At 67.7% G+C, this 13239-nt stretch carries 16 protein-coding genes; 5 read left to right on the plus strand and 11 right to left on the minus strand.

The window, feature by feature from the left end:
* Window positions 1-4 precede the first annotated feature (4 nt).
* The 6 genes from MAY35_RS10035 to MAY35_RS10060 all read right to left on the minus strand — a co-directional run bounded on the left by MAY35_RS10035 (window position 5) and on the right by MAY35_RS10060 (window position 3799).
* On the minus strand, window positions 5-1114 hold the full coding sequence (locus MAY35_RS10035; RefSeq protein ID WP_238421155.1) for an oxygenase MpaB family protein: 1110 nt from the start codon (window positions 1112-1114) through the stop codon (window positions 5-7).
* Window positions 1115-1158: 44 nt separating this feature from the next.
* Window positions 1159-1428: a DUF4235 domain-containing protein gene (locus MAY35_RS10040; RefSeq protein ID WP_238421156.1), complete on the minus strand. Its 270-nt coding sequence runs from the start codon at window positions 1426-1428 to the stop codon at window positions 1159-1161.
* A 39-nt stretch (window positions 1429-1467) separates the two neighbouring features.
* The gene (locus MAY35_RS10045; RefSeq protein WP_238421157.1) at window positions 1468-1725 is read right to left on the minus strand and encodes a DUF3618 domain-containing protein; all 258 of its coding nucleotides are present in this window, start codon (window positions 1723-1725) and stop codon (window positions 1468-1470) included.
* Window positions 1726-2121 (minus strand): phage holin family protein, encoded by a 396-nt coding sequence (locus MAY35_RS10050; RefSeq protein ID WP_238421158.1) that lies wholly within the window; start codon window positions 2119-2121, stop codon window positions 1726-1728.
* Between the two features lie 122 nt (window positions 2122-2243).
* Complete coding sequence (locus MAY35_RS10055) at window positions 2244-3116, minus strand: biotin-dependent carboxyltransferase family protein (protein WP_238421159.1); 873 nt, start codon at window positions 3114-3116, stop codon at window positions 2244-2246.
* Complete coding sequence (locus tag MAY35_RS10060; RefSeq protein WP_238421160.1) at window positions 3113-3799, minus strand: allophanate hydrolase subunit 1; 687 nt, start codon at window positions 3797-3799, stop codon at window positions 3113-3115. Before MAY35_RS10060 ends, MAY35_RS10055 begins: the two co-directional genes overlap by 4 nt.
* Window positions 3800-3953: 154 nt before the next feature.
* Here MAY35_RS10060 and MAY35_RS10065 point away from each other — a divergent pair, with 154 nt between their 5' ends.
* The 4 genes from MAY35_RS10065 (at window position 3954) to MAY35_RS10080 (ending at window position 8045) form a co-directional block, all read left to right on the plus strand.
* Window positions 3954-4904, plus strand: a complete 951-nt coding sequence (locus MAY35_RS10065; protein WP_238421161.1) for a carbohydrate kinase — start codon at window positions 3954-3956, stop codon at window positions 4902-4904.
* A gap of 61 nt (window positions 4905-4965) precedes the next feature.
* A complete protein-coding gene (locus MAY35_RS10070; RefSeq protein ID WP_238421162.1) occupies window positions 4966-6288 on the plus strand; it encodes a citrate synthase in 1323 nt (440 codons plus the stop codon).
* A gap of 84 nt (window positions 6289-6372) precedes the next feature.
* Window positions 6373-6741: an FKBP-type peptidyl-prolyl cis-trans isomerase gene (locus MAY35_RS10075; protein ID WP_238421163.1), complete on the plus strand. Its 369-nt coding sequence runs from the start codon at window positions 6373-6375 to the stop codon at window positions 6739-6741.
* A 17-nt stretch (window positions 6742-6758) separates the two neighbouring features.
* Window positions 6759-8045, plus strand: coding sequence for a deoxyribodipyrimidine photo-lyase (locus tag MAY35_RS10080; protein ID WP_238421164.1), 1287 nt, complete (start codon window positions 6759-6761; stop codon window positions 8043-8045).
* Between the two features lie 119 nt (window positions 8046-8164).
* Here the strand turns inward: MAY35_RS10080 and MAY35_RS10085 are convergent, their stop codons facing one another.
* Genes MAY35_RS10085 through MAY35_RS10105 form a run of 5 tightly spaced genes read right to left on the minus strand, consistent with a single transcriptional unit; the run spans window position 8165 to window position 12434 of the window.
* Entirely contained in the window at window positions 8165-9394 is a 1230-nt protein-coding gene (locus MAY35_RS10085; RefSeq protein WP_238421165.1) for an ABC transporter permease, read from the minus strand.
* Window positions 9391-10287 carry an ABC transporter ATP-binding protein gene (locus MAY35_RS10090; RefSeq protein WP_238421166.1) on the minus strand — a complete coding sequence of 299 codons (897 nt, stop codon included), beginning with the start codon at window positions 10285-10287 and terminating at the stop codon, window positions 9391-9393. The genes MAY35_RS10085 and MAY35_RS10090 overlap by 4 nt, the downstream gene beginning before the upstream one ends.
* Complete coding sequence (locus MAY35_RS10095) at window positions 10284-10898, minus strand: hypothetical protein (RefSeq protein WP_238421167.1); 615 nt, start codon at window positions 10896-10898, stop codon at window positions 10284-10286. The genes MAY35_RS10090 and MAY35_RS10095 overlap by 4 nt, the downstream gene beginning before the upstream one ends.
* Window positions 10895-11218 (minus strand): helix-turn-helix transcriptional regulator, encoded by a 324-nt coding sequence (locus MAY35_RS10100; RefSeq protein ID WP_238421168.1) that lies wholly within the window; start codon window positions 11216-11218, stop codon window positions 10895-10897. Before MAY35_RS10100 ends, MAY35_RS10095 begins: the two co-directional genes overlap by 4 nt.
* A gap of 46 nt (window positions 11219-11264) precedes the next feature.
* Window positions 11265-12434: an NAD(P)-binding domain-containing protein gene (locus MAY35_RS10105; RefSeq protein WP_238421169.1), complete on the minus strand. Its 1170-nt coding sequence runs from the start codon at window positions 12432-12434 to the stop codon at window positions 11265-11267.
* Between the two features lie 70 nt (window positions 12435-12504).
* On the opposite strand from MAY35_RS10105, the gene MAY35_RS10110 reads away from it, so the two are divergent.
* Complete coding sequence (locus tag MAY35_RS10110) at window positions 12505-13236, plus strand: enoyl-CoA hydratase (RefSeq protein ID WP_238421170.1); 732 nt, start codon at window positions 12505-12507, stop codon at window positions 13234-13236.
* Window positions 13237-13239 lie beyond the last annotated feature (3 nt).

Raw genomic sequence — 13239 nt, forward strand, 5'->3', positions numbered from 1 at the left:
CGTCTCAGTCCGAGGTGAGCGTCCCGGGATAGGTCGCCCGCCGTGCCGCGGTCACCGGGCAGTAGTGCATCGGATTGTCGCGCTGATCCTGCGGCGGCAGATTGCGTGCGGGGGTGTGCACGAGCGGTGCGTCGACGGCGACCTTGCCGGACAGCCGATCGTAGGCGTCGCGTGGTCGGGGGTGCCGAAGAACCCGGGTGGGCAGCAGTTTGTGCATCACCAGATTGATGCCCTTGCCCACCAGGCGGAATCGACGCTCGTCTTTGTCAGTCCATGACAGACCCAGGATCTCGCGGACCGGCTCGTCGTAGAAGCCGGTGGTCAGCCACATGAAGAGCTTCTGGTTCTGCGGGACGAGATACCGGTCCCACAACCACTTCGGGATGAACGAGAGGAACGGCGGCGGTGGGAGCTGCGTGATGTCGAGGACGGTGCGTACCGAGACGTGGTCGCGAAGAACGTTGCGACACATGTGATCCCAGTACTCGAGGAAGTCCTCGTAGGTCTCGGGCACCGGACGCATCGACACGCCGTACTGGGCGTACCAGGCCTTGGATTCCTCGAAGAGCTGACGCTTTTGGTCCTCGCTCAGGAACGGTCCGAAGCGCTCACAGAGGCGGACGTTGCCGTACCAGAACGTGGCGTGCGCCCAATAGAACACATCGGGATCCAGTGCATGGTAACGAGATCCGTCCTCCATGGTGCCCTTGACGGTCCGGTGGTAGTCCCGCACCTCCAGACCTGTCTGCGCCCCGGGGACGATCGAGTCGAAGACGACGCCGCTGATGGGATAAAGGGAACGCATCAGGCGCTCCCAGCGCTCGCCGAAGAAGTCCGAGTGATCCCAGACCGCCGCGCCCAGCTTCGGATGCATGTTCTGGATGGACCCGGCCCACAGTCCCTGGAACATGCCGGTCCACGTGCCCCAGATCTGCCACGTCAGCGAGTCGGGCCCGAGCGGTTCGTACTCATGGGCCGCCTTGACGCCTGCGCTGCCGGTCTCGTATCCGTCATCGGAGAACTCCGCGCCGGCAGGGCAGGCGGCGCCGACGGGCGCGCCATCCTCGGCGTGAACGGGACAGGTTTCCTGCGCATCGTCCATAACCTCGGTCATGAGACGGAACCCTAGGTTCGTCTCACGGCTCTGTCAACCGTGTGTCACTCGGGGTTCTCGTGCGTCACCGCCTTGTAGCCGCGCGCGCCGGCACGATCGACGGCCGCGCGCACGAGGCCGAAAACGAGTCCCTGCAGCGCGGCGGCGATCAGCACCTCGGTGTTGCTGCGCTCGAGATCCTTCGGATCGGGCGCCGACTCATCGTCGGAGATCCGCTTCCAGATCTGACCGAAGACAGCGCCGGCGGCGATACCGCCGAGAACACTCGTCGCGAGGGACATCGGCTTGTACATCGCCTTGGACACAGCACTCATGGGAAGCTCCTCTATCGAGACGGACTGATGAAACAGGGATCAGCCGCGGCGACGACGCACGATGATGATCGCGCCGACGGCCAGTACGGCCGCCACCGCTGCGCCGATCACGACGGTCCGGTTCTCCTGCGCCTTGACCTTCGCGGTCTGTGCGGTCTCCGACGCCGCCTCGCTGACGCGCGCCGGCACGTCCAGCTTGGCCGCCAGCGCATCCACCGTCTCGGCGAGCTCCTGGCGTTGCTGTTCGATGGGCGGCGGCTCGTCGGCCGGCGTCTTCTCCGGGTGTGTCTCACTCATCTAGAGGTGCTCCTTCACGGTCGCGACGTCCCGCTGGACGCTCTCCACGGTGTGTTCGGGCGCCGGCGGGATGGCCGACTTCGCCCGTTTGGCGCCTATCGCGGCAGCCGCACCGCCGATGGCCAGCAACACGACGCCCACGATCACCGCCGCCAGCCATGCCGGGACCGCGTTGGCCAACCCCAGCACCGCGGCGGCGACGAGGGTGCCGAGGCCGAACAGCACCAGCAGCGTGCCGGCACCGGAAATCCCCGCACCCACGCCGATCCGGGTGCCCTTGCCCTTCATCTCGGCAACCGCGTGCTGCAGTTCGGTCTTCACCAGCGTCGTCGTCTGACTCTGGAGACGCTCGACGAGCTGCACGGTCGACAAGTCGTTCACAGACGGTTCACTCACGTTCGGTACCTCCTATCGGGACCCCGATCGCGTTCCCTCAGCAGGTGAATCCCAAACGTGGGAGCGCTTCGGACGCACGGCCCGTCAGGAGCCGCTCAGTACCTTCGAAAACGGATCTCCGATCAGCGCCTTCGAAAACGGATCTCCGATCCGGGCACGAGCTGCGCCGCCAGATCCACCGCCCCCACCGTCAGGACCGCCGCCACCGGATACCCGCCGGTCACCGGGTGATCGGCGAGGAAGAGGACGGGACGCCCGCTCGGCGGAACCTGCACAGACCCATGCGCGATCCCCTCCGAGCGCAGCTCGGGAACATCGTCGCGATGGGTCAGCAGGGGATCGCCCGAATCCGCGGCCCGGTCGAGCCGGACCCCCACGCGATTGCTGTCCGCGCCGACCACCCACGTGCCCCGGTACAGGTCAGACGACGACCGGAGATGGTCTTCGCGAGGCCCGGGGTGACACTCCAGCACGGTCACCGACGGATGCGAAGTGTCCGGCGGTGCCTGCGACGCCGGGGGCCAGTCGCCGGCGGCACGACCGACCGGCAGCACGCATCCCGCGGACAGGGCGTCCGGCCCCAGCCCGGACAGGGTGTCCGTGGCTCGGGAACCGAGCACGGGTTCGACGTCGATGCCCCCGCGCACCGCGACATAGTTGCGCAGGCCCCGATCCGGGGTGTCCAGCACCAGCTCGTCGCCCGCCCGGAGAACCAGGGCGGCCGCCAGCCCCGCCGGCACGCCGTTGCGGCGCACCGTCGTCTGCGCCCCGGTGACCGAGACCAGTAGATCGCCGACGGCCTCGACCCGCAGACCGCCCATCGTCGTCTCGATCGCCGCTGCCGACTCCTCGTTGCCCACAAGGCGGTTGGCCAACGCGAGAGCTCCGCGATCGGCCGCGCCCGAGGCGGGAACGCCGAGGTGCGCGTAGCCGTGGCGGCCGAGATCCTGCAGCGTCGCCAGCGGGCCCGGCGCCAGTACGTTCAGGCCACTCATCCGCGGCCTCCGTCCGTGTGGGGAACGGAGCTCTCGGCGTCGACGAAACGGACGATCCGCCCGGCGGCGAACAGTGCGGGCGGATCGGCATGCTCGTCCCACAGCTGAATCTCGGTGTGTCCCAGCAGGTGCCACCCGCCGGGGCTCTGCTTCGGATAGACGGCGCTGTACCCCGCTGCGATGGCCACCGCGCCCGCCGGTACCCGTGATCGCGGTTCGGGCCGGCGCCCGACGTCGTCGAAGGGGTGTGGGGACGGGTCATCGGCGACGAGGTAGCCGAAACCCGGTGCGAAGCCCATGAACTGGACCCGCCAGCGGGTGCGGGAGTGCAGGTCGACGACCTCCTCCGGCGTGATCCGCAGGGTCGCAGCAACATCGGCCACATCCGCGCCGTCGTAGACGACGGGTATGACGATGTCGTCGAGAAGGCCGGGGTCGGCGTCCGGGTCGGCGTGGCGCCGCCGTAACGCGCGCCGAATGCCCAGTTCGTCCAGTCCGCGACCGGGACGCGCCTGCACCAGAAGCGTGTGGGCACTCGGTATCAGGTCGGTGACCTCCGGGAGTTCACCGCGGGCACGGGCATCCCGCAACGCATCGGTCGCGGCCAGGACCGCGGCCGACGGGGATGCCTCGGCCGAGAAGTCGAGGGCCACCGCATCCGGGCCCGCCGGCAACTCGTGCATGAGCTGAATCTACCCCCGTCATCCGGTGCGACCGCCGTGGTGAACGGCGAGGGGGCGATGGGGGACAGGTCGATCCGCCTGGGCGCACGCCGTGCGATGGCACACTTGGGCGAGGAACCCGATGGTCATCACGGCGCGGCACGAGGAGAGACCGATGAGAGAGATCGTCGTCTGCGGTGAGGCGCTGGTCGACGTCGTGCAGCAGCGACACGATGCGCGAGGTTCGGCTCCCGACGGGTTGGCGCCCCTGCAGCCGGCGCTCGGCGGTGGACCCTTCAACGTGGCGATCACATTGGGGCGCTTGGGAAGTGCGGTCTCCCTGCTGTCCGCGGTGTCCACCGACACCTACGGCGATGCCATCGTCGACGCACTGCGGTCCGCCGGGGTGGGGACCACGTGGGTGCAGCGCCGCGCCCAACCGACCTCATTGGCGGTCGCGACCATCGCCGACGACGGTTCCGCGCGCTACTCCTTCTATGTCGAGGGCACGGCCGACCGCGCCGTCGCCGACCCGGGCGACTTGCCGCCGACCGTCTCCGCGATGACCTTCGGAACGCTGTCGCTGGTCCTGGAGCCAGGGGCTTCGGTGTACGAGAACCTGATGCGACGCGCACGTGCCGAAGGGCGAGTCGTCGTGTTGGACCCGAACATCCGGCCCGCCGTCATCGACGATCCCGACGATTATCGTCGGCGGTTCCGTGGCTGGATGACCGACGTCGACCTGGTCAAACTGTCCGACGAGGACGCCTCGTGGCTGGCCGACGGGCCCGCGGGCAGCACCGCGGAGGATTGGCTGGCCGACGGAGTGGCAGCGGTGGTGACCACCGCCGGATCGTCGGGGATCACCGTCCGCACCACCGCCGACGAGGTCAGCATCCCCGCCCCGGCCGTCGACGTCGTCGACACCATCGGCGCCGGCGACAGCGTTCTGGGAGGGCTCGTGCACCACCTCGATCGGCACGGTTGGCTGACCCCCGCAGCGCTACGCTCGCTGGACGTCGACGGATGGCGAAAAACGGCTCAATTCGCAGCTCAGGTGGCTGCTGTGACGGTGTCCCGCCCCGGCGCCGACCCTCCGTGGGCGGGCGAGCTGCGAAGCGACTAGGTTGTTACCTGTGTGTCCTACCCGGACACTGTAAAAACTCTGATCTGAATAAGGGGTTCGTGTGTCTGCTGAAACAGTCCCAGCCGACCAGGCGTCCGACACGGCCTCAGCGACCTTCACCTACCCCGGTGGACAGCTGGAGCTCCCGATCCTGAAGGCCACCGAGGGCACTGACTCGGTCGCGCTCGGCAAATTCCTGGCCGAGACCAATCTGACCACCTTCGACGGTGGATTCGTGAACACCGCGTCGACCAAGTCGGCCATCACCTACATCGACGGCGACGCGGGCATCCTGCGCTACCGCGGCATCCCCATCGAGCAGCTGGCGGAGAAGTCGACCTTCATCGAGGTGAGCTACCTGCTCATCTACGGCGAGCTCCCGACCCCGTCGCAGCTCGAGGACTTCACCACCAAGATCCAGCGGCACACCCTGCTGCACGAGGACCTGAAGCGCTTCTTCGACGGCTTCCCCCGCAACGCACACCCGATGCCGGTGCTGTCGAGTGCGGTCAACGCCCTGTCGGCGTACTACCAGGACTCGCTCGATCCCAAGGACGACGAGCAGGTCGAGCTGTCGACGATCCGCTTGCTGGCCAAGCTGCCGACCATCGCGGCCTACGCATACAAGAAGTCGGCCGGGCAGCCGTTCCTGTACCCGGACAACTCGCTGAGCCTGGTCGAGAACTTCCTGCGCATGACCTTCGGGTTCCCCGCCGAGCCCTACGAGGTCAACCCCGAGGTCGCCAAGGCCCTCGACATGCTGTTCATCCTCCACGCCGATCACGAACAGAACTGTTCGACCTCCACGGTCCGTCTCGTCGGCTCGTCGCAGGCCAACCTGTTCACCTCGATCTCCGGTGGCATCAACGCACTCTGGGGTCCGCTGCACGGCGGCGCCAACCAGGCCGTCCTCGAGATGCTCGACGACATCCGCGCCGACGGTGGCGACACCAAGGAGTTCATGAAGCGGGTGAAGAACAAAGAAGCCGGCGTCAAGCTCATGGGCTTCGGTCACCGCGTCTACAAGAACTACGATCCGCGCGCCGCTATCGTGAAGAAGACCGCCGACACGATCCTGGAATCGCTTGGCGTGCAAGATGACCTGCTCGACATCGCGAAGGGTCTCGAAGAGGTCGCCCTCTCCGACGACTACTTCATCGAGCGCAAGCTGTACCCGAACGTCGATTTCTACACGGGCGTCATCTACCGTGCGATGGGCTTCCCGACGCGGATGTTCACCGTTCTGTTCGCGTTGGGCCGCCTGCCGGGGTGGATCGCTCACTGGCGTGAGATGCACGAGGACCCGACCACGAAGATCGGCCGTCCGCGTCAGCTCTACACCGGCTACACCGAACGCGACTACGTCCAGATGGGCGATCGCTAGCGCTCGGGTTCCACGGGACGATCGTCGACGATCGTCTCCCCGGACACGACTGACCGCCGAACACCCGACTCAAAGGAGAGTCCAGTGACCAGCACCGAGAAGCCACAAGTCGAGTTCCAGGCGGGCCCCCCGCCGGCCGAGCTCACCATCGCCGACATCATCGTCGGCGACGGTGCCGAGGCCGCACGCGGCGGCATCGTCGACGTCCACTACGTGGGTGTCGACTACGAGACGGGCGAAGAGTTCGATTCCTCGTGGGATCGCGGCCAGTCGGCCAACTTCCCGCTCGACCGGCTGATCCCCGGTTGGCAGGAGGGCATCCCCGGGATGAAGGTCGGCGGGCGTCGCCAGCTGACCGTTCCGCCGGAGCTCGCCTACGGGTCGGCCGGCGCCGGGCACCGCCTGTCGGGGCGCACCCTGGTGTTCGTCATCGATCTGCTCGGAGTGGGCTGACGTCCGGAACGTCGCTCGTGTGGCTCAGGCGCGATCTGCGCCTGAGAGACCTCCCGCCGCTCTCCGCGGCCGCCTCGGGGACCGATTCGTCGGTCCTCGTGTGCTTTGTGCTGGACCCCAGACTCGAGGAGTCCTCCGGCGAGCGGCGACTCGCGTTCCTGTTCGATTCCCTGCGTGAACTGGACGACAAGCTCGACGGCAAGTTGCTCGTGGTGCGCGGACGGCCGGAGGTCGAGATCCCGCGGCTCGCACGAGCCGTCGACGCCGAGCGGGTGCACATCTCGCAGGACTTCGCGCCGTTCGGGCGCCGTCGCGACGAGGCGGTGACCGACGAGCTCGGCGACATCCCGCTCGAGGCCACCGGTTCGCCCTACCTCGTCTCACCGGGCAGGGTCACCAAGGACGACGGTGAACCCTACAAGGTGTTCACGCCCTACTACAGGCGTTGGCGCGACCACGGCTGGCGCAAGCCCGCGGACTCGGCCCGCGCGGCCGCCTCGGCTCTCGACCCGTCGGACATCGCAAAGTCCCGACGCATCGACATCCCGCCCGCCCCGACGACACTGTCCATGCCGGCCGGCGAGGAGGCGGCCAGGGCCAAGTGGGCCGAATTCGTCGACGACGGGCTGGCGGACTACGCTTCCGGGCGCAACGACCCGGCAGGCGACAGCACGAGCCGGATGTCGGCGTACCTCAAGTACGGCAACATCCACCCCCGAACCCTGGCCGCCGACCTGGGTAACGGCGAGGGCGCCCAGGCGTTCCTCCGCGAACTCGCGTTCCGCGACTTCTACGCCGACGTCCTCTATCACTGGCCACACAGCTTGTGGCACAACTGGAATCGGCAGTTCGACGACATCGACCTCGACACCGACAAGAAGGCTTACGAGCGGTTCGAGGCGTGGAAGGCGGGCCGGACGGGTTACCCGCTCGTCGACGCCGGGATGCGTCAGCTGGCCGAGACCGGGTACATGCACAACCGTGTTCGCATGGTCACCGCGTCGTTCCTGGTGAAGGACCTCCACCTGCCGTGGTGGTGGGGAGCGGAATGGTTCCTCGACCAACTCATCGACGGTGACATGGCGTCGAACAACCACGGCTGGCAGTGGGCCGCAGGCACGGGAACCGATGCGGCGCCGTACTTCCGGGTGTTCAACCCCGAAGCACAGGCCAAGAAGTTCGACCCGAAAGGCGAGTACGTCCGACGGTGGGTGGGCGACATCGACGCCGAGGACTATCCCGAGCCCATCGTCGACCACAAGGCCGAGCGCGAGGAAGCGCTCCGGCGTTTCGGCGAGATTTGACACTCGTTCATCGCTCCCTGAGGTGTGAGGAGCGATAGCGACGAGCCACGAAGGGCGTGGCGAGTATGTCACCAGGCCCTTCGTGGCTCGCTTCGCTCGCACCTCAGGGGGCGAGTCGCTCAGCGGGCGAGCTTGAGCACCTCGCCCCACCCGATGCGCGAACCGGTGCGCAGGATCGAGCGCTGGTAGATGCGGGCCGCGACCCAGGTGGCCGCCGCGCAGGCCGCGCCCATCAGGCCGAACGTCACGATGATCTGCACGGCATCGGTGTCGCCGGTGGCGATGCGCATCGGCATGAGGGCCGCGCTGAACGGCGGAATCCAGCTGAGCACCTCGATCAGGGTCGAATCCATCGCCTGGACACCGAAGATGCCCGAGTACAGCACCGCGACCGCGAGGAACGTCAGCGGAGCCGACGACGAGTTCAGCTCTTCCTGTCGGGACACGATGGCCCCGGTCGCCGCGTAGAGGGAGGAGAAGAACAGGAATCCGAGGAGGAACCACGCGATCACCGCCGCGAACATCCCGAGGGCGGCGCCCGGCAGGGTGAGGATCCCGGTCGCGGTACCGGCGATCAGGGCTGTCGCCCCGAGCAGCACCACCTGGCCCAGGGCGACGACGCCGATGCCGATGATCTTGCCCCACAGCAGGTGCAGCGGCTTGATCGTCGCGAGCAGCAGTTCGACCACACGGGAGGTCTTCTCCTCGACGACGCCGACGGCGACCATGGTGCCGCCCATCATGATCGCCGTGACCAGCAACACCACGCCGACCATGGCGATGAGCAGACGCTGTCCCTCATCGGGCTTGTCCGGCTCGGTCTGGGTCACGCTGATGTCGACGGTCGGCAGGGTGGTGGCGTCGACGCCGCGTTCGGACAGTGCCGCCGTCAGATTCGCCTGCGAGACCGCGGTTCTGATGGGCCCCTCGAGCGCGGGCTCGAGGCTGTCCTTGGTGATGATGACGTACGACCCGGGTGCCTCACCGGGTACGAGCGCGGCGGCCACATCGCCGCTGTTCACGCGGTCCCGCGCCTGCTCGACGGTGTCGGCGGGTTCGGTCGCGATGGTGGTGCCCGACGCCTCGCCGACGGACACGATGGACTCGGTGACCGCTGACGGCTGACCGACGACGGCGACCTTCTCGGTGTCGTCCCCGCCGGAGAACAGGTTGATGATGATGGCGCCGGCGATGATCACGACCATCAGCAGTGCGGTGCTCACCACGAAGGACTTGGTCTTGGCGCGCGTGGTGATCTCGCGGCCGGCGACGAGACGGACGGCCTGTGCGGCAGTGGCTCTGGTGTCACCGGTGGTGGATGTCGGCGGGGTGTCGCGTAGCGTGGTCATGCGGAAACCACCTCTCGGAACAGGTCGGTCAGGGACGGGGTCGAGGTCGCGAAGCGGTGGACGGGACCGTGTTGCAGCGCGGTGGAGAGGATCAGCTGATCGTCGGCGGCCTGCGGGTCGATGAGGAGGCGGGTCGTCTCGCCGTACTCCACGTTCCGCACGCCCGGAAGGCCTTCGGCCCAGGCGATGTCGGCACGCGGCCCGGTGATCTCGAGGCTGACCCCGTCGCGGGCGCGAAGGTCGTCGACGCTGCCGAGGGCACGCATCTGGCCCTTGGCGATGATGCCGACGCGATTGCACAGCCGCTGCACCAGGTCGAGCTGGTGCGAGGAGAAGAGGACCGGAATGCCCTCGGCTGCCTTTTCTTTCAACACGTCGCTCATCACGTCCACGGCGACCGGGTCCAGGCCCGAGAACGGCTCGTCGAGCACGAGGACGGTGGGATCGTGGACCAATGCGGCGGCTAGCTGGACGCGTTGCTGGTTGCCGAGGCTGAGATCGGCGACGTTGTCGTCGTAGCGCGCGCCGACGCCCAGCCGGTCGGTCCAGCGCCGGACCGACTCCTCGGCCTCGGCGGCGGACATGCCGTGCAGGCGCGCCAAGAACGTGAGTTGTTCACCGACTTTCATCTTCGGGTACAGGCCGCGCTCCTCGGGCATGTACCCGATCCGGCGGCGCAGGTCGAGGTCGATGCGGCGGTCGCCGAGCCGCACCTCGCCGGAGTCGGCGGCCAGCACGCCGAGGATGATGCGCATCGTCGTGGACTTGCCGGCGCCGTTGCTGCCGACGAAGCCGAAGATCTCGCCTGGCTCGACATGAAAGGTCATGTCCTGCAATGCGACGAGGTCTCCATAGCGTTTGTGGAGCCCGTCGACGATCAGTGGTGCGGTCACGGCGCACCCTCCTCACTGGGGATGGTTGTCGGGTCGGATGACAGTGCTTCGAGGTCTTCGGGATCGGGATCGGCCATCCACCAGGCGGTCAGCATGGTCGGCACGCAGATGGCGGACAGTACGAGGGTGATCAGCAGTACCGCCGAGCCGTAGACGGCCTGCCCGGGTACCTCGTCGCGGAAGCTGAGGACGATCAGCACCGCATACGGGATGAACATCAGGCAGTACAGCACGGTGAAGCCGATCGAGCGTGCCGAGTTGCGTTGCGCCACCTGGATCTCGTCGAGGGCCGTCACCGGTGTGTCGGCGATGGAGCCCGTGACGATGCGGAGCAGGTAGAGCGTTGTGATGATCCCGAACAGGCCGATCATGAACGGGAGGAGAAACCACCCGGACGTGAAGAACGCGATGATCGAGCTGATGAGGAGCACGGTCGCGAAGAACACCTGCGCCAGGACGAGCCGCCGGAACGTGCGCCGGGTGCGCCACGAGGTCAGTAGGTGGGAGTTCTTGGCATTGAATTCCTGATGCCGCTGACCGCGCCAGTGTTCATAGCGTCGCCAGAGCGCGGGTGTGGCCTCCTCGGGGATGGTCGAGTAGGGGTCGGTCATCGTTCACCTCCGGTGTCGTCGGTGTGGGCGAGATGCGGGTCATGTGGAGCCGACGGCAGGTCGCGGCGGTAGAGCGCCGACGACATCGCCCCGAACTCGGTTCGGCTGAACACGGCTTCGACGGGGAGGTCGAAGACGCCGCAGATCCGAAACGCCAGGTCGAGACTCGGGTAGTTGTCGCCGCGTTCCAGTGCGCCCACCGATTGGACATTGATGCCGACGAGCTCGGCGAGCTCGGCCCTCGACATCCGCCGTTCGGCGCGAAGCACGCCGATGCGGTTGTAGATGGGGAGCTTTTCCCCACGGCGTATTGGACTCACGTGACTTAGTGTTGTGAAAACACAACAACATGTCAAGTGCTGGCAACTATTTGTTGACCGGCTGACGGTGTGGGGATGCACCGAGGAGGTCCGCGGCAACCCTGGCCGCCTCCCGTCCGGCACGATTGGCGCCGATGGTCGAGGCTGACGGTCCGTAGCCGAGCAGCTGGATGCGGGGGTCGGCGTCGACGACGGTGGCGAGCCTGCCGGTCATCGTGATGCCGCCGCCCGGCGCGCGGAGGCGCAATGGTGCGAGATGATCGATGGCGCTGCGGAATCCGGTGTTCCAGAAGATGACGTCGACGTCGAGATGTTCTGAAGTGCTGTCGGAACCGTCTCCGGCCCGGGTGTTCGTGCCGCAGTCCCAGCACACACCTGTCTCGGTGATGCGGGTGAACATCGGCCGCCAGGCCAGGATGCCGTCGCGCTGGGCGGCCGCGATGGCCGGCGTCAGCGCCAACCCGGTCACCGACACCACCGATGTGGGCGGGAGCCCGGCACGCACTCGTCGTTCGACGCGGGCGACGGCCTCGCGTCCCTGCTCGGGGGTGAAGGGTCCGGTGCTGAACACCGGCTCACGTCGCGAGCACCAGAAGGTCTGACTCCCGGGCGCCTCGCGGGCGATCTCGATGAGCAGCTGGATCGCCGAGATGCCCGCCCCCACCACCAGCACCCGCTTGCCGGCGAACTCGGCGGGGGATGCGTAGTCATGGGTGTGCAGCTGGCGCCCGCGGAAGTCGGCCGCTCCCGGGATGTGCGGGATGAACGGGCGATCCCATGTGCCGGTGGCATTGATGATCAGCGTCGACGTCACCGAACTGCCGTCTCCGAGCTCGGCGCGGAACCCGTCACCCTCCCGGCGCACGGCCCGTACATGGACGGGCCGATGAACGTGCAGCCCGAACTTCTCCTCATACCGGCCGAAGTAGTCGGGGACGGCTGTCGCGGCGGGCAACTGGTCGCAGTCGAGTCCGACGGCCTCGACCAGCCCCCAGCCCGGGAGATCGTGCACACGGTTGGCGGTCGCGAGAGTCAGCGTGGGCCAACGGAACTGCCACGCCCCGCCGGGCCCGGGTGCGTGGTCGAGCATCTGGTACCGATCGCCGAGCCCGAAGCGGTGGAGAAAGTACGCCGCCGACAACGCGGCCTGACCGCCGCCGATGATCAAGACATCAGAATGTGGCGCGGGGCGTGCGGCGGCCGACGAGATCTGCACCAGACCACCTTGTCACGACCCGCGCGCGCGGTGTCGTCGGCAGGGCTCGGTCATCGGTAGGGTCGGGGCCATGATCCACTCCACGACGGACGGCCCGGTTGTCACCATCGAATTGGATCGGGTCGACAAGCGCAACGCCCTGAACGACGACATGCTGACCGGCTTGGCAGAGGCGTTCGCCGCCGCACTCGACGCCGGTGCGCGCGCCATCGTGCTGACGGGCAGGGGACCGGTGTTCAGTGCGGGTGCCGATCTGTCCGGGCCGGTGTACGACAAGGGCTTTCTCGACACGCTGGTGGCGACACTTCAGCAGATCGAGACCGCGCCGGTGCCGGTCATCGCGGCGTTGAACGGTTCTGCGATCGGCGCGGGCCTACAGCTGGCCATGGCCGCCGACCTTCGGATCATGGCCCCCGATGCGATCGCCGGCATCCCGGCGGCCAAGATCGGCGTCGCGGTGGACGAATGGACGATTCGCCGCCTCGTGTCGCTGGTGGGTGCCGGGCAGGCGCGCGGCATGTTGATCGGGTGCGACCCGCTCGGCGCGGACCGTGCCCACGACCTCGGTTTCGCGAACCGGATCGGCGACCTCGCCGATGCCCAGCACTGGGCGCAGACGATCGCCGACCTCGCACCGCTCACCCTGCAGCACTACAAGCTCGTCCTGAACGGCGACGGAGCGCGCGAGGCGGCTCCCGAGGACCGGGCCGCCGCGATGATGCGCGCCTGGGAGAGCGACGACCTGCAGGAAGGGCGTGCGGCCCGCGTCGAGAAGAGGCCGCCGCGGTTCACCGGCTCCTGAGGC

The organism is Gordonia sp. 'Campus' (genome assembly GCF_022206305.1).
Classification (GTDB): Bacteria; Actinomycetota; Actinomycetes; order Mycobacteriales; family Mycobacteriaceae; genus Gordonia.